This window comes from Corynebacterium tuberculostearicum SK141, assembly GCF_000175635.1.
In the GTDB taxonomy this organism is placed as follows: Bacteria; Actinomycetota; Actinomycetes; order Mycobacteriales; family Mycobacteriaceae; genus Corynebacterium; species Corynebacterium tuberculostearicum_C.
Genome location: NZ_ACVP01000023.1, coordinates 383,533 through 403,792 on the forward strand (window position 1 = coordinate 383,533; position 20,260 = coordinate 403,792).

The 20,260-nt window shown below is 60.5% G+C and carries 18 protein-coding genes; 3 read left to right on the plus strand and 15 right to left on the minus strand.

Annotation, left to right across the window (positions count from 1 at the left end):
• Window positions 1-251: 251 nt before the first annotated feature.
• The 14 genes from CORTU0001_RS08300 to CORTU0001_RS11530 form a co-directional block, all read right to left on the minus strand.
• Window positions 252-923, minus strand: coding sequence for a cell division protein FtsQ/DivIB (locus tag CORTU0001_RS08300; protein ID WP_005328910.1), 672 nt, complete (start codon window positions 921-923; stop codon window positions 252-254).
• Window positions 923-2,386: a UDP-N-acetylmuramate--L-alanine ligase gene (gene murC / locus CORTU0001_RS08305; RefSeq protein ID WP_005328911.1), complete on the minus strand. Its 1,464-nt coding sequence runs from the start codon at window positions 2,384-2,386 to the stop codon at window positions 923-925. The genes CORTU0001_RS08300 and murC overlap by 1 nt, the downstream gene beginning before the upstream one ends.
• The gene (murG, locus tag CORTU0001_RS08310; protein WP_005324514.1) at window positions 2,387-3,487 is read right to left on the minus strand and encodes an undecaprenyldiphospho-muramoylpentapeptide beta-N-acetylglucosaminyltransferase; all 1,101 of its coding nucleotides are present in this window, start codon (window positions 3,485-3,487) and stop codon (window positions 2,387-2,389) included.
• 23 nt (window positions 3,488-3,510) lie between these two features.
• Entirely contained in the window at window positions 3,511-4,911 is a 1,401-nt protein-coding gene (locus tag CORTU0001_RS08315; RefSeq protein WP_005328914.1) for an FtsW/RodA/SpoVE family cell cycle protein, read from the minus strand.
• A gap of 29 nt (window positions 4,912-4,940) precedes the next feature.
• A complete protein-coding gene (gene murD / locus CORTU0001_RS08320; RefSeq protein ID WP_005328917.1) occupies window positions 4,941-6,332 on the minus strand; it encodes a UDP-N-acetylmuramoyl-L-alanine--D-glutamate ligase in 1,392 nt (463 codons plus the stop codon).
• A 42-nt stretch (window positions 6,333-6,374) separates the two neighbouring features.
• Complete coding sequence (mraY, locus tag CORTU0001_RS08325) at window positions 6,375-7,481, minus strand: phospho-N-acetylmuramoyl-pentapeptide-transferase (RefSeq protein ID WP_005328919.1); 1,107 nt, start codon at window positions 7,479-7,481, stop codon at window positions 6,375-6,377.
• Between the two features lie 30 nt (window positions 7,482-7,511).
• Entirely contained in the window at window positions 7,512-9,041 is a 1,530-nt protein-coding gene (locus tag CORTU0001_RS08330; protein WP_005328922.1) for a UDP-N-acetylmuramoyl-tripeptide--D-alanyl-D-alanine ligase, read from the minus strand.
• Between the two features lie 2 nt (window positions 9,042-9,043).
• On the minus strand, window positions 9,044-10,579 hold the full coding sequence (locus CORTU0001_RS08335) for a UDP-N-acetylmuramoyl-L-alanyl-D-glutamate--2,6-diaminopimelate ligase (RefSeq protein ID WP_005328924.1): 1,536 nt from the start codon (window positions 10,577-10,579) through the stop codon (window positions 9,044-9,046).
• A 9-nt stretch (window positions 10,580-10,588) separates the two neighbouring features.
• Window positions 10,589-12,460, minus strand: coding sequence for a peptidoglycan D,D-transpeptidase FtsI family protein (locus CORTU0001_RS08340; RefSeq protein WP_084771664.1), 1,872 nt, complete (start codon window positions 12,458-12,460; stop codon window positions 10,589-10,591).
• Between the two features lie 195 nt (window positions 12,461-12,655).
• On the minus strand, window positions 12,656-13,453 hold the full coding sequence (gene ftsL / locus CORTU0001_RS08345) for a cell division protein FtsL (RefSeq protein ID WP_005324501.1): 798 nt from the start codon (window positions 13,451-13,453) through the stop codon (window positions 12,656-12,658).
• Complete coding sequence (gene rsmH / locus CORTU0001_RS08350) at window positions 13,450-14,490, minus strand: 16S rRNA (cytosine(1402)-N(4))-methyltransferase RsmH (RefSeq protein WP_005328928.1); 1,041 nt, start codon at window positions 14,488-14,490, stop codon at window positions 13,450-13,452. The genes ftsL and rsmH overlap by 4 nt, the downstream gene beginning before the upstream one ends.
• Window positions 14,491-14,648: 158 nt before the next feature.
• The gene (gene mraZ, locus CORTU0001_RS08355) at window positions 14,649-15,083 is read right to left on the minus strand and encodes a division/cell wall cluster transcriptional repressor MraZ (RefSeq protein WP_005324499.1); all 435 of its coding nucleotides are present in this window, start codon (window positions 15,081-15,083) and stop codon (window positions 14,649-14,651) included.
• A 450-nt stretch (window positions 15,084-15,533) separates the two neighbouring features.
• The gene (locus tag CORTU0001_RS08360; protein WP_005328929.1) at window positions 15,534-15,932 is read right to left on the minus strand and encodes a DUF3040 domain-containing protein; all 399 of its coding nucleotides are present in this window, start codon (window positions 15,930-15,932) and stop codon (window positions 15,534-15,536) included.
• 109 nt (window positions 15,933-16,041) lie between these two features.
• Window positions 16,042-16,473, minus strand: a complete 432-nt coding sequence (locus tag CORTU0001_RS11530) for an SAV_6107 family HEPN domain-containing protein (RefSeq protein ID WP_084771666.1) — start codon at window positions 16,471-16,473, stop codon at window positions 16,042-16,044.
• A 229-nt stretch (window positions 16,474-16,702) separates the two neighbouring features.
• On the opposite strand from CORTU0001_RS11530, the gene CORTU0001_RS08365 reads away from it, so the two are divergent.
• From CORTU0001_RS08365 to CORTU0001_RS08375, 3 genes are read left to right on the plus strand one after another with little or no spacing between them, the layout of a single operon-like run.
• Window positions 16,703-17,257 carry a GNAT family N-acetyltransferase gene (locus tag CORTU0001_RS08365; RefSeq protein ID WP_005328931.1) on the plus strand — a complete coding sequence of 185 codons (555 nt, stop codon included), beginning with the start codon at window positions 16,703-16,705 and terminating at the stop codon, window positions 17,255-17,257.
• 50 nt (window positions 17,258-17,307) lie between these two features.
• Window positions 17,308-18,387: a polyprenyl synthetase family protein gene (locus tag CORTU0001_RS08370; RefSeq protein ID WP_005328932.1), complete on the plus strand. Its 1,080-nt coding sequence runs from the start codon at window positions 17,308-17,310 to the stop codon at window positions 18,385-18,387.
• An 8-nt stretch (window positions 18,388-18,395) separates the two neighbouring features.
• Entirely contained in the window at window positions 18,396-19,886 is a 1,491-nt protein-coding gene (locus CORTU0001_RS08375; RefSeq protein ID WP_005328933.1) for an alpha-(1->6)-mannopyranosyltransferase A, read from the plus strand.
• On the opposite strand, the gene CORTU0001_RS08380 is transcribed toward CORTU0001_RS08375, so the two are convergent.
• Window positions 19,855-20,259: an Rv2175c family DNA-binding protein gene (locus CORTU0001_RS08380; protein WP_005328934.1), complete on the minus strand. Its 405-nt coding sequence runs from the start codon at window positions 20,257-20,259 to the stop codon at window positions 19,855-19,857. The genes CORTU0001_RS08375 and CORTU0001_RS08380 overlap by 32 nt on opposite strands.
• Window position 20,260 lies beyond the last annotated feature (1 nt).

Genomic DNA, 20,260 nt, shown 5'->3' on the forward strand with positions numbered 1-20,260 from the left:
CGGTCCGCCGAGGGCGAATCGCGTTCCTTTCCATCTTTAACGACAGCGGTGTAATTTTCACGCACATTTTCCGCGTGTCGAGACCCTCAAGTTCCACTTTAGGGTTTCTCACCTGCGGTTTTGCTTGTCACACCCGTATCATCCGCCCCATGGTTCAGGCACTGAAATGGGCCCGTGCAGCGCACACGCCTAAGCGGTGCTGCACGGGCCCACAAGCGCGATAGAAAGTACCCGCGGGGGCACCCGTCGCCCTATCCGCGTGTGGTGACCAACTCAGGGTTGGAAATATTCCACTCGCGGCCTTCCATCTTCAACACGGTGGCGAAGGCATGCGCCTTGTCCTCATCGTTGGAATCGCTGGCACCCCAGAAGACGCGCCGGTCGTCTTTAGTGGTGAAAGTCAGCGAGTATTCGCCAGCAACTTCGAGTTTTGCTACCTGGTTGCGGACGTCGTCGGAAAGCGCTGCAATCGCTCGCACCGCATCCTGGGTTTGCGGGGAGCCGCTATCGACGGAGCCCGTCACCTCAACCGCGCCCGCGGGAGGCTCAGCGGAGGTAAATTCCTCGCCTTTATCATCGATCAGGTAGGGCTTATTATCGCGCTTTACAAACGCCACGGCCTTGTGCTCGGCCACGTTGATGGTCAAGGTCGAAGGGAAATCGCGAGAGACTGTCACCGAATCGACCCAGTCCAATCCAGCAACGCCGGAAGCTGCCTCACGCGCGTTAACGCGCAGCAAATTTTCGCCCTTGGGAACCCCAGAGGCTTCCTCCACCTGTGCGGGATCGAGCTGGTGGACGCCTTCCACCTGAAAATTGCGTACCTTCAGGACGGGAACTGTCCACATCACGGCGGCCGCTATGACGGCCACGGCGACAATTGCGGCGATGACCCCAGCGATGAGCTTTGCGGAGACGCGCACTAGCTTGCCCGCAATTCATCGAGGATTTCCGCCGCCACCATGGTTACCGAGCCAGCACCAATGGTCAGCACCACATCGCCTGGCTCCACCACCGACACGACGTCGCGGGCAGCGGCGGAAAAATCCGGCTCGAAAATAACCTGCATATCAGCGGGCATCTTATCGGTAATGATGCGGGAGGTAATTCCCTCCACGGGCTGTTCGCGGGCGCCGTAGATGTCGAGGACCACGGCGGCGTCGGCAAGCGAGAGTGCTTGGGCAAACTCGGCGTCGAATTCCATGGTGCGTGAGTACAGGTGCGGCTGGAAGCAGGCGATGACGCGCCCGCCGTGGCCTTCCGCCTCGACCTTGGCGCGTGCGGCCCGCAGCACTGCCGCAACCTCGGTGGGATGGTGCGCATAATCATCAAAGACCCGCACGGGCTTGCCCTGCTTGTCGACGCTCCCCCGGTACTCAAAGCGCCGGCGCACACCGCTAAAGTCAGCCAATCCCTCGGCGATGGCGGCTGGAGCGCCACCGGAGAGCACGCCGGCGATCAAGGCGCCCATGGAATTGAGCACCATGTGGTGGCCTGGGATCTGCAGCTCGTAGCGCACGGTTTCAGAAACGCCAGGAAGGTCGAGCTTGACGGTGGTGTCCATGCCTTCCGCGGTGGTCTCTTCGCGGACCAACTCGGCGGCCAGTGGCACAGTAGAGGTAAAAGACTTCTCCGCCGAGCCGTAGGCCACGACGTTGATGCCGCGCTCCAGCGCCCGCTCGCCAGCGCGGGCAGCGTGCTCGTCTTCGGCGCAGACAACGAGGTAGCCGGTCTCCGGGGTGACCAAGTCAGCAAAGTCATCGAAGACTTGGAAGTAGGCTTCCTCGCTGTGGAAGAAGTCGAGGTGGTCGGGCTCGATAGTCGTGAGCACCGCGACGTCCGGGCTATAGCGCAGCAGCGAGGCATCGGATTCATCGGCCTCGGCGACGAAAGCTTCCCCAGTGCCACCGTGGGCATTGGTGCCCGCGCGGTTGAGCTGGCCGCCGATGGCGAAGGAGGGATCAAGACCCGCGTGTTGCATCGCGCTCACGGTCATCGACGTGGTGGAGGTTTTGCCGTGGGTGCCAGCCAACAGCACCTGCTTGTGGCCTTCCATCAAGGCGGCGAGCAGATCGGAGCGGCGAATTACCGGAATATCGTTATCCTTTGCGGCCACTAGCTCCGGGTTGTCTTGGGGAATGGCGGCAAAAGAAGTAACCACGACGGTGGGCAGTTCGCCAGACAGTCGCAGGTTTTCTGCGGCGTGGCCGATGGCGACTTTGGCACCCATGGTGCGCAACACCTCAACCGGGGTGGAGTCTTTGACATCGGAACCTGTAACCACTCCGCCGCGAGCGGCGAGGATTCGCGCGAGCCCCGACATGCCGGAACCACCAACGCCGATGAGGTGGACGCGGCGCAGATCGTAGTGTGCGGGATCGGTCATTTACTTGTCCTTCCTTCCAGCGGCGTCTTCGGCCTCGGATACGCGGGCGGCGATGCGGTCTGCGATGGTATTGGCCACGTCCCCAGCGCTGGCATGGGCGGCGGCGTGCGTCATCGACTCGAGGCGTTGCGGGTCATCGAGAATGCCGCGCACCTCGGAGATGAGTCGCTCTGCGGTCAGCTCCGCGTCCGGGATCTGGATGGCGGCGCCTGCCTCGACCACGTCGCGGGAATTGAGCGCCTGTTCGCCATTGCCGTGCGGCAGCGGAACGTAAATGGCCGGCAGGCCTGCGGCGGATACTTCGGCGACGGTCATCGCGCCGGAGCGGCACACGACGAGGTCAGCCACCGCAAGGGCGGAGCCCATGTCCTCGATATACGGCAGTGCGGCGTAGTTCGGGTGTTCTGCGGGCGGGTCATTCTTCTTGCCATAGGCGTGCAGAAGCTGGAAGTCCTGTGCCAAGTCCTCTACCGCTCCGGCAACAGCGCGGTTGATGCTGGCCGCGCCTTGGGACCCGCCGGTGATAAGAATGGTGGGAAGCTCGGACAGGTTCCACTTGGTGCGCGCGTCTGCGGCCAGGTTGCCATTCGGGTCCTCCGCCAAGCTCGGGCGAACGGGGATGCCGACGACCTCGCCCGGCATGCCAGAATCCGGGTGCGCGTTGAGTCCGATGCCGCCCATCTTTACACCGAGCTTATTGGCCATTCCAGCCAATGCGTTGGTCTCGAGAACATAAAACGGGATGCCGAGGGATCGCGCAGCGATATAGGCCGGCCCGGCTACGTAGCCGCCGGTGCCAAAGACGACATCCGCCTCGACGTCCTTGAGTACCTGCTTGGCCTCCCCCACCGCGCGGGAGAGGTTGAACGGTAGTTTGAAGAGCTGCGCGTTGACCTTGCGCGGGATCGGCACGGGGGTAATCAGGCTCAGGTCCACGCCGCGGGCGGGAATGATATCGCGCTCGAGGCCCTTTTCGGTACCGAGAGCGGTGATGCGTGCGCCGTGGCGCTCGCGCAAAGCTTCACCCACGGCGAGGGCGGGTTCAATGTGTCCGGCGGTGCCGCCACCTGCGATGACGACGGAAATAGGCGTGGAATTCATAGCCTAAAGGCTACCAGCGCCACCTAGCGATAGCGGCGCTCGGCGCGCGGATAGCGGCGGCCGCTTCCGGTCACGGGGCGTCCAAAACGCTCCTCGCGCACGCGGGATCGCGGCTCCTGCGGACGAGCGTGACGACCCTGCTGCTTCTTCTTCGGCTTCGGCACCGGCTGCGGCTCGCCGATGAAAAAGAGGCGGTCGAACAGTGGGCGGCCGAAATTCTGCATGGCGGAAATCTGCATCGGCTCATGACGCGCCACGTTGCACAAGATGCCCATCGAGCCGATCGTGATGATCGCCGCGGTACCGCCGGCCGAAATCATGGGCAGCTGAATACCGGTCACCGGCAGCAGGCCAATGACGTAGCCAATATTTACGAAGGCCTGCGTGACCACACCGATGGTCAGCGTGGCAGCGAGCAGGGACTGGAACTGGTTCTGCGCGCGCATTGCGGTGCGCAGGCCCACATAACCCAAGGCGGCGAAAAGCACGATGACGAGCGCACCGCCCCACCAGCCGAGTTCCTCACCCACGATGGCAAAAATAAAGTCATTTTTCGCCTCGGGAAGGTAGAACCACTTGGCCCGGGATTGGCCAATGCCAACGCCCCAGAAGCCGCCGTCGGCAAGCGAGAGAAAGCCCTGATAGGACTGGAAACCCGTACCTTGAGTATCGGAGATATTGCCCACTAGGGCGTCGAAATAGGTATGGAAGCGGTTAGAGCGGAAGCCGCCAGAAAGGAAGATAAACAGCAAACCACACACTGCTGCGACGCCGATGGTCGCTGGGACCCGCCAGTCGACACCCGCGAAAATCAGGGTGAAGACAACCACGAGGGCAAAGGACAAAGCCATGCCCAAGTCGCCCTGAAAGACGATGAGCAAGAACATAACGCCGGCGATGAGGGAGTACATCATGAAGGGATCCGTCACCTTCATGGATTTGTGCTCCTTATCCGCCAATACGGTCGCACCAAACATGCCTACGGCGACGCGCGCAAGCTCCGAGGGCTGCAGGGAGAACGGGCCCAAGTAAATCCAGGACTGGGAACCTACCTCCTCGCGGCCGGTGCCCACGCCGGGGATCAGCACGGCGATGAGCAAAATGATGGACAAGCCCACAATCCACGGCACGCATTTGCGCAGGGTATGAGGCGACACCTTGAGGCCAAACCAAAAGGCGACGAGGCCCAAGAACACCATCACGCACTGGCGCAATGCCTGGTTCCATACGCCGCCGTCCTCGGTCAGGGAAGTAGCCATAGAGGAAGAAAAGACCATGAGCACGCCGATGCCGACGAGGAAAAAGATGATAAAGCGCAGCAGCTGGTAATCAAGGCCTGCTTCCTGGCGGGCTCGTTCGCGCAGCTCGCGAACGCGGTCGCCAAAACTCTTGGAGCGCGGGCGCTGCTGGGAGGTGGCCGTCATGTGTTCTCCTGATCCTTAAATCTAAAGCTCTACTTACGGGTAAGCTCCCGCGCGGCCGCGGCGAAAACATCACCGCGTTGAGCCATGCCGGTATACATATCCAACGATGCCGCAGCGGGCGCCAAAAGAACGGTATCCCCGGCGTCGGCGTGTTGCAGTGCAGCCTCCACCGCAGCATGCATGGCTGCAAACGGCTCCTGCGTTTCGATGACGTCCACCGGGGCATGCGGCGCGTGCGCGGCGAGTGCCCGGGCCACCTCTTCCCTATCCACGCCTAGGACTACCGCGGCTTTGATGTGGGCGGCGTGCTTGGCGACGAGCCCGTCTACCTCCGCGCCCTTCAACTGCCCGCCGGCAATCCAGATCACGGAATTGAGCCCCTTGAGCGCCGCATCCGCCGCGTGCGGGTTGGTGGCCTTGGAATTATCGATAAAGGTGATGCCGGAATGCTCATGGACCACAGCACCGCGGTGCCCGGCGACGGTATATGCGGCCAGCCCCTGCGCAATGGACTCCGGGGTGGCGCCTGCCAGACGCGCGACGCTGGCTGCGGCCGCAGCGTCGAGGACTCCTGCCAGGCCGGCGGGCTCAATGCCCTCTGCGGACGCGAGATCCTCGCGCTGCTCGTTAAGCCGCGAGACAAGGCGGCCGGCGCTTACGCCCACCTCTCCCTGTGTGGGTTCAGCGGCGGTAAAGCCGTAGAAGTCTGTGGTATCTGCGGCGTAGCGGACCGCCTCGGCGTCATCCTTGCCCACCACTGCGACGTCACCGGAGAGCACCTTGGCCTTCGCGCGGGCATAGGCATCGAACGATCCATGCCAATCCAGGTGATCGTCTGCCAGGTTCAGCAACACGCCCACATCCGGGCGCAAGTGGCTGGACCAATGCAACTGGAAAGAAGATAGCTCGGCGCAGAGAACGTCGACGCGAGGGGTGGCCGTGAGGGCGTCGAAAAGCGACACGCCGATATTTCCCACCGCCAGTGCGCGCTTGCCGGTGCGCTTGGCATCTGCCTGCATGATCTGGGCCAACATACCGGTAGTGGTGGTTTTGCCGTTAGTCCCGGTAACTACCAGCCAGGTACGCGGCGCGCCGAAGACGCCCGCACGATCCAGGCGGTAGGCCAGCTCCACGTCACCGATGACCTCTACCCCAGCGTCCTGGAAAGCAACCAACAAAGGCGAATCGGGACGCCAGCCCGGCGAAGTAACCACAAGGTCAAAATCGCCCTGGGCGGCAGAATCGACGGAGACGGTTGCTACCCCGAATTCCTCCGCCAATTCCGCCAGCGCGGTCTCGTTGGAATCTGCAACGGTGGTATCCACCCCGAGGCTTGCCAGCATAGCGACGCAACCGCGCCCCGATACTCCCGCCCCGGCCACGAGCACTCGCCCGCGCAACGAGGATGGCAACTCGGTCATCTCTATTCCTCTTTCCTCGATAAAGCTAAAAAGGCGTGAGTCTTAGGAAGCAAAGCCGACGGCGGACAGCCAGTCGCCGTAGAAGATGCATACGCCGGCGATAGCGGCCATGGCGCTTAGCAGCCAGAAGCGGGTGACCACGGCGGTCTCGGCCCAGCCACCATTTTCAAAGTGGTGGTGGATGGGCGCCATGCGGAAGAAGCGCTTTCCGGTGCTGCGGAAGACGATGATCTGGATAACTACGGAGACCGTCTCAATCACGAAGATGGCGCCGATGATGATCATGAGCAGTTCGGTGCGAGTCGTCACCGAGAGGCCGGCGACGAGGCCGCCGAGCGCAAGCGAACCGGTATCGCCCATGAAGATCTTTGCCGGTGCGGCATTCCACCACAAAAAGCCCAAGCAACCGCCCAGGCCGGCTGCAGCCAGCACAGCCAAATCGAGCGGATCGCGAACTTCATAGCACCCTGCCGCTGGCGAGACGGCGCAAGAGTTGCGGAATTGCCAGAAGGAAATCAGTGCGTAGGCGCCCATCACCATCGCGGTGGTGCCGGCGGCCAAGCCGTCGAGTCCGTCGGTGAGGTTCACGGCGTTCGACCACGCAGCAATGAGTAGATAGAGGAAGACCAGGAAAACAATGGTGCCGATGATGGCGCCGCCCACGGCGATGTCGAAGGTTTCAAAATCGCGAACGAAGGAAAGGTTAGTAGACGCTGGGGTCAATCCGTGCTCGTCTGGGAACTGCAGCGCCAGGATTCCGAAGATGAGCGCCACGGCCAGCTGACCTACCAGCTTGGCGGTCTTGTTCAGGCCGAGGTTGCGCTTTTTGAACAGCTTGATGAAGTCATCGGCAAAGCCCAGACCGCCAAGGCCCATCGTGAGGAAATAAACCAAGAGACCAGAGGGGCTAAAACCACCGTTGCCAGTCACGCGGGCATAAATTCCCACCACGAGGTAGGCCACGGTGATAGCCAGCAAAATCGCGAGACCGCCCATGGTGGGCGTACCGCGCTTGCGCAAGTGCAACTGCGGCCCGTCCTCGCGAATTTCTTGCCCCTTGCCTACCCCGGAAAAGTAGCGGACCAACATGGGAGTGGTAAAGATCGCGACGAGGAAGCTGAGGATGCCCGCGATAATGATCTGAGTCATTGCTAGAGGTCTTTCTCCTTGTACTGAGGACTAACGGCGATTGAGCTGTTCTGCCACGCGCCACAGGCGCTGGGCATTCGATGACTTGATGAGGACTACATCTTTGGCCTCGCGCCCGGTCCAATCTTCGATGCCGGCAGGCGCTACCCTGATGATGTCTTCGACCGCCGCCGCAGCGGCGTCAACATCCGGGCTGATAGTAGTATTTATACCCCGCGCCTGTGCGGCCTCGACCATGGCCCTCATATTATCGTTGTCTCCCACGGCCACGAGGTGGTCAACGTGGTACTTGGAAAGCACCTCTCCCAATGCGCGGTGGGCGGCCACTGCTTCTCCGCCGAGCTCGCCCATCTCACCGAGCACGGCGATGGCGCGGGCATCCGGTCGGGCGGCCGAGGTATAGGCCAGCGCAGCAATGGCCGCGTGCATGGAATCGGGGTTGGCGTTATAGGAATCATCGATGGTGGTTACTCCATCGCGGCGGGTACGCACGTCCATGCGGTGTTCCGAGGCATTCTGGTGCCCGGATAGCGCGTTGGCTACCACCTGCGGGTCCATGCCCGATTCGATGGCCGCGGCGGCCGCTGCCAAAGCGTTAGAAACCTGGTGCTTGCCAAAGACCTGCAGCTTCACCGGAAGTGGGTCCGTTCCCGGCGCATGCAGCACAAACGAGGGGCGGGCGACGTCATCGAGCTGGATATCGCTGGCGTAGTACTGGGCGTCGGAAGCCGGCGGCTTATTGGCCGAGTAGTAGACGACCTTGGCTGAGGTGCGCGGTGCCATGCCCGCGACGAAGGGATCATCGGCATTGAGCACGGCGACGCCGCCCTCAGCGGCCGAGGGCAAGGCTTCCACGAGCTCGCCTTTGGCCTGGGCAATATTCTCGCGGGAGCCAAACTCACCCAAGTGTGCGGTACCAACATTGAGTACCACGCCGACGGTGGGCGCGGTGATGGTGGTCAGATGGCGGATATGACCGATGCCGCGGGCAGACATCTCGGCAACCAGGAAGCGAGTGTGCTCATCGCAGCGCAAAGCGGTATACGGCAGGCCGACCTCGTTATTAAAGGAGCCGGGAGGAGCGACGGTGTCGCCCTCAGCGCGGAAGATTGTGGCCAGTAGGTCCTTGGTGGAGGTCTTTCCGGCCGAGCCGGTCACGCCGACGATGTCTAGGCCCTGCTCGGCGGTCAGGCGGCGCGTGACTTCTCTCGCGATATCGGATAGCGCCTGCACCACCGCGGCAGCCGAGCCGTCCTCGTCGTGGGCATAGATATCCGCGTTGGCGGCATCACCGGTTACGCGGCCTTGGGGCTTGACGACGACCGCCGGAACCCCCACCGGCCGCGCAGCCAACACCGCCACTGCGCCCTGCTCGATGGCCTTTTCGGCATAGTCGTGGCCATCCACACGGGCGCCGGGCAAGGCAAGGAAGAGCCCGCCCTTGGTTACCTTGCGGGAATCGAATTCGATGAACCCGGTAACGCGCTGGTCTGGGTCAGACACGCAATCGAGGCTGCCCCCGGTGATTTCGGCAATATCGGCAATAGAAAGTGGAATCATGTCTACTCCTTCGCATCCCCAAGGGTATCGCGGTGCGGGGTTCCGGCCAGCTTTTCCTCGATAGCGCGGGCCATTTCCTCGCGGTCATCAAAGTGCAACGTCTTTCCGTTCACGAGCTGTCCCACCTCGTGGCCCTTGCCCACGACGATGACGGCATCGCCCGGCTCGGCCCAATCGACGACCTCATCGATGGCACGGGCACGGGAGCCTACCTCGCGGATATCGCCTTCTGGGGCGGCGTCACGCGCGCCCTCCACCACCGCCGCGCGAATGGTGGCGGGGTCTTCGGAGCGCGGGTTGTCATCGGTCACCACGGTAAGGTCAGCGCGGCTGGCTGCGGCTGCGCCCATGATGGGCCGCTTAGAGCTATCGCGGTCTCCGCCGGCGCCGACGACAATGCCGACGCGACCTGTGGTTCCCTCCAGCTGACCACGCAGGGTGTCGAGCACCGCGGCGATGGCCGCGGGCTTATGCGCATAGTCCACTACGGCTACAAAGTCTTGGCCGCGGTCGATGCGCTCCATACGGCCAGGGACTGCGACCTTCTCCACGCCCGATAGGAACTCCGCTGGGTCCTCTCCTACCGCGGTGGCCATGCCGAGCGCCAAGCAGGCATTGGCGATATTGAACTCGCCAGGCAGCGGCAGCCGGAAGGTGAAATCGGCACCGTCATAGTTCAAGGCCACCTCCTGGGCACCGGTGGCCTCAGTGGCGGTTTGGCGCGCGCTAATCGTGGCCGCAGCGCCCTGGGTGGCCACCGTAGTCACTGGGTGGCCGGCGCTCTTGGCGACGCCGCGCATGCGCTCGCCCCACTCATCATCGATGCAGAGGACGGCTCGTTCGGCCGCCTGCTCCCCGGCGAAGAGCTTCGCTTTTGCCTGGAAGTAGTCCTCCATGGTGGGGTGAAAATCAAGGTGGTCCTGGCTCAGGTTTGTAAACCCGCCTACCGCAAACCGAGTTCCGCGCACGCGTCCCAGCTCCAGCGCATGCGAGGACACTTCCATCACCACGTGGGTAACGCCCTCGTTCTTCATTCGCGCGAAAAGCTCTTGCAGGGTCGGCGCCTCAGGCGTAGTCAGCGAGGTGGGAACCGGCGTGCGGTTAATACGGGTACCGGTGGTTCCGATAAGGCCCACGGAATGCCCGGCGTGCAGCAGGCCGGCCTCCAGCAGGTAGCTGGTGGTGGTCTTGCCGGAGGTGCCGGTAACGCCGATGACCGTCAGGTCGCGGGTGGGGTGGCCATATATCTCGGCGGAAATTGGGCCGAGCACGGCACGAATATCCTCCACCACCACAATGGGGCGGGTCTCTTGGTCCTTGGTAAGCAGGTCGAGCCCAGCGGCGTCGGTAAGCACAGCTCCCGCCTTGGTATCGCGAGCGAACTGCGCGCCGTGTACGCGCGTGCCCGGCAGGGCGGCAAAGAGCGCGCCTTCCGGCAAACGGGAAGAATCCAGCCCGCACGCGGAGACCTCCACGGAGGCATCACCAATGACGCGCCCACCAGAAAGCTGGGCGAGAGTGTCCAAAGAAACGGTCATACTAAGCTCCTATTGTGCCCGCAGGGTCAGCCGCGGTGCTGGTTTCGATGTCGGAATATTGTCACGGTTGAGCAGCCACGAGGCGATATCGCGGAAGATAGGTGCCGCCGACTGGCCGCCACCGCCATTGTCCTCCACGCCGGACTTGGGCTCATCCAGCATGACGGCAACAACGAAGCGCGGATCATCGGCCGGCGCAATGCCGGCAAAGGTGATCCAATAGGCGGAATTCGAATATGCCCCAGTATTTGGGTCCACCTTCTGGGCTGTACCGGTCTTGCCGGAAAGCTGATAGCCCTTAAGCTGCGCATTGCCGGCCGTACCATTTTGCAGGCCGGCATCATCGTCTTGGAAGACGGCGCGGAGCATATCCACCGTGGTTTTGGCGGTCTCTGGGCTTACCACCTGGTTCTTTTCCGGTTCCTCTAGCTTTTCGTCTTTGCCGTCTGGGCCCTTGACCGAGTCAATGATGCGCGGCTCGATACGTTCGCCGCCATTGGCCAACGTTTGGTACACGCTGGCCATCTGCAAAGTGGTCCACGACTGGCCCTGACCAATAGGCAGGTTAGCGAAGGTGCCGCCGGACCATTGCTCCAAGTCTGGGACGCTGCCGGCCGATTCGTTCGGCAGCTCAATACCGGTGGTATTGCCCAACCCAAACTTCTTGAGGTACTCGGCGTACTTCTCTTGGCCCAACTTATCGGCGATCATCAAGGTACCGACGTTGGAGGACTTACCAAAGATGCCGGTGGTGGTATACGGCTCGGTGCCGTGTTCCCAGGCATCATTGACCGTCACGCCCGCCATATCGATGGAACCGGGGACCTGGTGCACCTCATCCGGGGTGGTCACGCCCTCCTGCAGTGCAGCAGCCGCGGTAACCACCTTGGCTACAGAACCCGGCTCATAAGGATGGGAAACGCTGCGGTTTTCAAAGTCCTTACCCTCATCAAGCTGATCCTCAACATTCTTATTGGGATCCACGGTATCGGTATTGGCCATGGCAAGCACCTGGCCGGTGGCAGCATCGAGAACTACTGCTTCCGCACCAGAAGCCTTGGAGTTGGCCTTGGCCTTTTCCAGCTTCTGCTGAACGTAGGTCTGCAGGTCCAGATCCAAAGTGAGGGTGACGTCGCGACCATCAACGGTATCCACGACGTCACGCAGAGTGCCTGGAATCACCTGGCCATCTGCGGAGACGTCCTCGGTGGACTGGCCGTCAATGCCAGTAAGCTCCGTATCGCGCGCGGCCTCGAAACCGAACTGGCCATGGCCGTCCATCGACACCTTGCCCACAACGTTTTCACCAATGGCGCCGTTGGGGTACTGGCGAATGTCTTGGCGGTCCGCTGCCACTCCGTGGTACTTATTGGCGATCTCTACGGCAACGTCCGGGTCGACGTTGCGCACCAGTACCTCATACTGGGTATCGGCTTTGAGCTTATTGAAGATATCGTCCTTATCCACCTTGGAGGTCGAAGCGCCGGAATCCTCAATCAACTTCGGGATTCCCTCAGACATGTCCTTGAGGGTCTCCTCCATCTTCTTGGTGAGGAAGCTATCCAGCTTCTTATCATCCATGCCCTCGGTCGAGCCATCGTTTTGGGCCTCGATCTCGGCCTTGTCCTTTAGCTCATCGCGAAGTCGGGTCGGCGAGACAGTCAAGGAACGAGACTTCATCGTGTAGGCGAGGCGCTGGCCATCACGGTCTAAGATCTCTCCCCTACGGGCCGGCTCAATATAGACGCGCTCGCGCTGCGTTACGGCCTTGGCGGAAAGGTCTGGGCCCCACACAAGCTGCACCCACGCCAAGCGCCCAGCGAGGACGACCATCGCCACGAGCACCACGGATACGATGATGCGCAGGCGTTTGCGCATCATTTTCTTTTGCGGCACCGCGGAGCTGGCAGAGCGGCGCGGGCGGCGCCTAGCCTTACTTGGCGTAGTCACAGTCCAGTGTCACCTTCCCTATTTCCGCCACAATTTCTTGCGTGTATTGATTGTGCCCTACAAAAGTGAGAATGCCCGCGCCACCACGCGCGAGCATCATCTTTTTAACCGATTATTCTTCTCTAGCTACTCGGCGCGGCTGGCATACGGCGCACGGGCAGGAAGGTTAGGTCGCGCATTGTCTTGGGAGGCACCGGCATCGCCGGTCTCGCGGTCCGAGTTGCGGTCGCCGGCATCGCCACCATTGCTGGTGCGCTGCTGTCCCTGTGGCACGGCATTGAGGGAATCCGACATCCCCTCCGTGTCCTTTGGGTCGCTAGAAGCCTGGCCCGGGCGGATTGGTTCACCGTTGACATCAATGAGTTTCTCGGTATCCGGGGTGCCTTCGCGCTTGTCGACGATCTTTCCATCGCCGCCAACTTCCGCAATGCCCGGCTGCTTAGGAATAGCCATTCCCATCTCGTCCGCGCGGCGCGCAATATCAGCAGAAGAGCTGAGATTCTCCGCATCGCGGTTGAGGGTCTCAATCTGGTTATCCAGTTGGGAATCCTGCACGGTCAGCTGCTGGATGGCAAAGGTTTGCTTGGTAGACAGACCCGACAGCCACATGGCCAAGGCCACGCCGACGATAAGCAGCGTGAGGGAAATGACACCCAACCGGGTAAGGAGCCCGTTCTTCTTCGTCTGCGGCTGCAGTTGGCGCCCGCGGAAGCTAACCACCTGCTTCGAACCCAGTCGCTTAGTGCTGCGGTGCGGCACGCGAGTGCGGCTCGGGGCACGCTTAGTGCTGGGACGCTCGCGCAGCGCCGTCGGGGCTCCGGTATCGATTCCGGTGGTGAAGTCTCGGCTGGCGCCCATGGTGCGAGTGGCCTCTCTGTCGCGGCTGTCAGTCTTTAGGTGGTTGCGGCGTGGGATGGTGCTCATTGCCTGCCTCCCGGCGGTAGAAATTCTGGCATTCCCTCGAGTCTTTCGATGGCACGAACACGCACCGACGCGGCTCGCGAATTTTCCGTGACCTCCTCTTCAGAGGCCTTTTCCGCCCCGCGCGTAACGATCTTGAACTTCGGCGCGGTGCCCGGAAGATCCATCGGCAACCCAGCCGGCGTCTTGGACGTAGTCAGTTCTTTGAAGGCTGCTTTAACGATGCGGTCTTCCAAAGATTGGTAGCTCATGAATACGGCACGGCCGCCTTCTGAAAGCGCCTGGGTTATGACCGGCAGGACATTTTCGATAGCTTCCAACTCGCGGTTGACCTCAACCCGCAGCGCCTGGAAGGTGCGCTTGGCGGGGTGCCCTCCGGTACGGCGGGTCGCAGCGGGAATGACATCATACAGCAGCTCAACGAGCCGCGCGGAGTTCTCGAAAGGCTCCTTGTCGCGCTCTTTCAACACGGCGGAGGCAATTTTTCCCGCGAAACGCTCATCACCATAGGTTTTGAGGACGCGAGCCAAGTCACCGTGCGTATAGGTATTAAGCACATCCGCCGCAGTAATCCCCTGCGAAGGGTCCATGCGCATATCCAGCGGTGCATCCGCCTTATAAGCGAATCCGCGGTCAGCCTGGTCTAGCTGCATTGAGGAAACACCAAGGTCAAAAAGGGCGCCGGCAATGCCTACGGTGCGGGCCGAATCAAAGATATCGCCCTCACCTTCCGCGATGGCGCTGCCTAGCTCATCGAATCGTGCATTAACGCCAACGAAGCGATCGCCGTAGGGCGCAAGACGTTCGGTTGCATTGCGCAGCGCCTGCTTATCGCGGTCAACGCCAATGACTCGAGCCTTGGGGAAAGATTCCAGGAAGTAGCGGGTGTGGCCACCGGCGCCCAGGGTGGCGTCGACAAGCACTGCCTTATCCCCCGCCGCTTCTACCTGGGGGCGCAGGAGATCAGCCATGCGCTCGCGCATGACCGGCACGTGGCCGTGGTTTTCGGCCACATCATAATTTAGGTCTTTGGTAGCCATGTCTCCCCGCAACCCCCTTTCTCAAATTCCCTGACTTCCAGTGGTGGAAAGCATGCGAGTGCGTATAGGGCCCTGTCCGAGGCAGGTTTCTGATATCGGGGAAGTACACCAGAATCATCCGCCTCGGACAGAGTCCTTACACGCACTCTTGTGCAGGCTTAGAGCAAGCCCGCCAGCACGTCATCGGCATCTGCTGCCGAATAAGCATCTTCAGTTTGCGACTGGTACTCAGCCCACGCGGCTGCGTCCCAAATTTCGAGAAAGTCCACAGAGCCAACCACAACGCACTCCTTAGACAAGTTGGCATATTCCCGATGCCCCGCGGACAACGTAATGCGCCCATGCCCATCCGGCCGCTGTTCGTCCGCACTTGCTGCCAAGTTACGAATGAAAGCACGTGCTTCTGGGTTGGTTCGAGAAACCGCCGCAGCCTTCCGCGCACGTGCCGCAAATTCCTCCCGCGGGTACACGGCCAGCGAGTGGTCCTGCCCCTTGGTGACCATGAGGCCACCCGCGAGTTCATCGCGAAACTTTGCCGGAAGCGTAAGACGTCCCTTGTCATCGAGCTTCGGAGTGTAGGTTCCGAGAAACATCCCGGCGTCCACCTTCCTTACTCAAAAACTCCGGATTCTCTTACTTCAGAATCGAGACCCTTGAGCCCCTCTTTCCTCCGCTGCGCCCCACTCTACCCCACTTTCCCCCACCTAACCCACTTAAAGCGGCGTGTCCCTCGGATTACTTTCAATTACGTGCAGCTAGATAATGGTTTTTCCGGTGGGAAGAAATCCCGCGAAAGGCCTTGACAGCCCACTACAACCACCCCACTTACCCCACCCGTAACACCAATATAATGCGCCCCACCCCACCCACCGACCCCATATGCTGTGTTATCGAGGACTTTTATCTAAGCCCATGGGGCAACCACCCCACCATTGCCCACCCAGCGCCTCATCCGTGGGGCAAAGTGGGGAATTTTGGCGCGGCACAAAAATGCCCCGGTTGACCCTCACTGGGCCAACCGGGGCGAACTAAATTAAAAAGCGCTAACGCTCCTCAAAGCGGCGACGGAAGTTTTCCTCCAACTTGCCGCTGACTCCACCACTGCGGGACGCGGACTTCTTTGCACGAGCGCTGGAATAATGCCCCTGGGCAGAATGCCCAGATCCATCTCCGCGCAGCATCCACACACCGGCGGCAAACATCACCAAAAAGCCCGCGATAGAAAGCACGATAAACCACAGGCTTTGCTGTGCGAGAGCAACACCGCCGATAAGCATGCAAAGGCCAACGACAACGAGCGCTACGCCTCGGAGGGTTACCGCACCGCCAGATCCGCCGAACGACGTAGGCTCAGAAACGGAAGCGCCAAACTTAGGATCGTCAGCAAGTAACGATTCCTCAATTTCACGGAGCGTGCGCTGCTCCTGCTCGGAAAGAGACACTGTTCCTCCAACTAGGGATTGAGCTTCGGGCGGTAATAGTTCTATCTATATTAACGCCCAGAATAATCAGTATGTTCCCCAAAAGGTAGTGAGCGCCCCCACGAAGTGACTACGCAGCAAAAGAGCCGAAAGTAGTCCCTGCCTCACTTTCATCCAAAAACTGTGCAGCACGCTGCATGAGGCCATAAACATATTCCTCGCTCGGCGCTTCATCCAGTCCCGAAGACACGCGCGCACGAGTCCGCGAATATCCCTTAAAGGATTCAGCCCACCGCTTGTCTTCCACACCGACGAGCGCTAACCGATCCCATGCACTGGAGGGAAGGCGGCGGCGCCGAGCCACTACAGATGCAGCCACTCGTGCGCCAGCAGTACGTAGAGCCGATTGGTACGCCACCTCTAAGGCTTGATCGAATCGCCCCTCAGCCGCATAACCTCGCGCGGCGTCTAATAATTCTCGTGCCTGAAAGAGGAACCGTGCCCGCTTGCTGCCTTCTCGCCCAAGAGAACGGGTACGCGTTGCCGAAATAATCTGTGCCATTGTCTTTGCCCTTAACTAAATAAATAACGTCGTTGAACTGCCCCTGACCCTAAGTAAGCCGCTAGACATTTCAACCCCGAGTATAGTTCACCTGTTCGATTCGAGCAATGTTAATAGCTGGACACACGCTTTCCTCAGTCTTCTTGTTCGATTCACTTTTGTGAATTTCGAAGAATATAGCGAGCCCTGCTTTCCCCCTCCTCTACAGACATCTGGTGTCATAGGAAGTGTGAGCTTTGAAATTCGCCGTCTAACCCCGCCGGAATTCTCCCTGCTAGCCCCGCAACTGGTGGAAATCTACATCGAGGCAATGCACTACAACCCCGCGATCTTGCATAGTCGCATTTCAAGCTGGCGAAATGACGTGACCCGCCCCGGATTCAGCGCGCAGATTGCCACCCATGACAATGGCATCGTCGGCGTGGCCTATGGGTTCTTAGGTTCCCCAGATAGCTGGTGGGACGCTGAGCTTCGCCGGGGGCTCCTACTACAAGGCGGGCCCACCGAAGAGCAGTGGGACATTGTGCGCAACTACTTTGAGTTGGCAGAGATCCACGTCTTGCCGCAGTACCAGGGGCACGGCCTAGGCAGAAAACTATTAGAGGGATTGCTATGGAATGCCCCGGCGCGCTACGCGCTGTTGTCCACACCCGAGGTACCGAACGAGGATAACGGTGCCTTCCGCCTCTATAGAGCCGCCGGCTTCTTCGATGTCCTCCGTGAACATCTCTACCCCGCCGATTCCCGCCCCTTTGCCATATTGGGCGCGAGCCTGCCGCTGTAAACCTCTGTTATTTCTTGCGCAACCTAGCCGGTATCGTGTGGGGTGTGACTATGCAGAATATTCCTGAGCTTGCGGACATCCCCGGTGCAGTGCGCGAGGAACTCGCCACCTTCCTTGATCAACGCCGAGAGCAGGTGGCCGCAATTGGCGCCCCTGTAACCAAGGCCGTGAGCTTTTTGGAATCCTTCGTGCTTGACGGTGGCAAGCGAGTGCGGCCTACCTATGCCTGGGCGGGCTACCTTGCCGCAGGTCGAGGAGAAGAAGATCCCGTGGCCATGCTCCGCGCAGCCGCCTCTTTGGAGTTTATCCAGGCCTGCGCCCTTATCCACGATGACATTATCGATGCTTCCAATACCCGTCGCGGCAATCCTACGGTGCACCGGGGCGTCGAAAAGCTGCACCGCGAATCTGAATACTTGGGAGACCCAGAGTTCTTCGGCACCTCCGTAGCGATCTTGGTGGGCGATTTAGCGCTGGTGTACGCAGAGGACATGTTCCAAGATTCCGGCCTGAGTGCGGCCGCTTTGCACCGTGCTCGCAGCCCGTGGCGCGGCATGCGCACTGAGGTTATCGGTGGACAGCTCTTGGATATCTCTTTGGAGGCGGCAGGTTCCGAATCAGTAGAGCTTGCCAATTCCGTCAACCGCTATAAGACCGCCGCTTATACCATTGAACGCCCGCTGCACTTGGGCGCCGCCACCGCCGGTGCGAGCGAGGAACTTATCGCAGCCTTCCGCGGCTATGGGCACGATATTGGCATTGCCTACCAGTTGCGCGACGATCAGCTGGGTGTTTTTGGCGATCCCGCGGTAACCGGCAAACCTGCCGGTGATGACCTGCGCGAAGGCAAGCGAACCGAACTGTTAGCGCTAGCGCTCCAGCGCGCGGATGAGTCTGATCCACAAGCTGCTGCTACCTTGCGCAAGCTCATTGGCCGCACCTCAGATCCCCAGGAGCTATCGCGCTTGGCCCAGATCATCGCTGATTCGGGCGCACCAGAAGAAATTGAGCGCCGCATCGATGCCCTAACGCAATCGGGCCTGCAGCACCTGCGCGCCGCACAGGTGGATCCCGCGGTGACCGAAACCCTAGAGCAGTTGGCGATCAAGGCCACTGCTCGCCGCAAGTAGGTTGTCCCGTGGCAAAGACGTACTCTTTTCCCATTCCACGCGCGCTGCCGCTGGGGCTATCTGCCTCCTGCATTTTGTTGCTCGCGTCCTTCTCTGGCGGCGCCACCCGCAACCGTGGAGGACTCCTTGAAGCATTAAATATTGGCTTCTTGTCCTATGGGCACGGGCGCAATCTCGGCCTAGCGCTGTACTGGGTGGGTATTTTCCTCTTAGCCGCAGCGTGGGTGCTTGCTGGGCGCACCATCATTCGCCCACAGCTCAAAAATCCTCTCCCCGAGGGCGGCTTGCGCGACATCCAGCGCATTCTCATCGCCTGGGTAGCTCCCCTTTTATTAGCCGGGCCATTGGCCTCCCGCGATGTGTATTCCTACCTTATGCAAGGTGCAATGGTTCGCGATGGCTTCGATCCGTATACCGAAGGGGCCGCCGTTAACCCCGGCCCCTTCCTCCTTGAGGTATCACAAGATTGGCGCAATACCACCACACCTTATGGTCCCCTTCACCTGTGGATAGGAGAACTGGTCACCAGCCTGGTAGGAGATAACGTCACTGCAGGCGTGGTGATCTATAAGGTTCTTTCTCTGCTCGGGTTTATTGCCATCGCCTGGTCAATCCCCCGCATCGCCCGCAAACTCGGCGCGGATCCTGCGGTAGCACTGTGGCTTGGTGTAGCTAATCCAGTTATTATCTTGCACCTTATCGGCGGCATGCATAATGAGTCGCTCATGGTGGGGCTCGTGTCTATCGGCCTGCTAGCGGCATTGCATCAGCGCTTCCACGCCGCCCTCATCCTCGTGGGCACGGCCGTGGCTATGAAGGCAACTGCGGTTATTGCGGCACCGTTTATCGTATGGATGATGCTCCACCACTACGCTCCCAAGGGCTCCAGTAAGTGGCGACAACTTGCTGTCTTTGTGCTATCTGGCATCGCCGCAGTGGCAGAAATCATCGCCGCAGTAGCCCTCATCACGTGGGTTTCCGGCACGTCATGGGGCTGGCTATCGCAGGTAAGCGGCAATTCCAAGGTGATTAACCCGCTAGCCGGCCCCACCTTGGCCACCGATATTATCTTCCCAGCGGTACAAATATTTATGCCGGATGCGTCCTATAACGCCATCCTGGCCGTCCTGCGCAGCATCGCCATGGCCTGCATGCTCATTGGGCTGGTGGCGGTGTGGTGGCTTTGCCGCAAGGACAACCGCGACGCCATTATGGGCACCGCGGCCGCGTACCAAATTGCCTTTGTTTTCAACGCCGTGACCCTACCGTGGTACTACGCCTCTATCTTTACCCTGATGGGCACCTTCCGGCCGCCGCTCTGGCTCATCAAATTCACCACCGGCGTGGCCCTGTTTATTGGCGTCTCTTTCTCCGGCGATGGCAATCACCAGCTCTACAACTGGTTCTGGGTCATCGGCATGATTGTGGTGGCATGGTTTGCCACCCAGTGGATCTTTGAAGGCGTGCCTAAAAAGCGGCAGCCTGCGCGCGCCGAATAACTTCGCGGGCAAGGTGACCGTGCAGGGCATCGATCGGGCGGCCGGGCAGTGAGTCATCCTCGGTAAAGAGATGCTTGAAGATTTCGTTGTCCTTATAGCCGCCGTCTGTCAACACAGTAATTGCGGCAGTTACATGCTTGGCAATCACACCCTTGTCGTTGAAGAAGGCCAGAGGTACGCGCTTTCCTTCTGGGGAATCCCAGGCAATGAACTTTCGGTCCTGGAGCAGGTCATAAGCGCGCGTGATGGGTAGGTCTAGCTTTTCTGCCACCTGCTGCATGCTGAGCAGTTCTTCGTTAGCGAGCAAGGAATCGAGGGATTTTTCTTGGTTAGTCACGTTTTCTACTTTAACGCGGGCTAGATGATCGGCCATA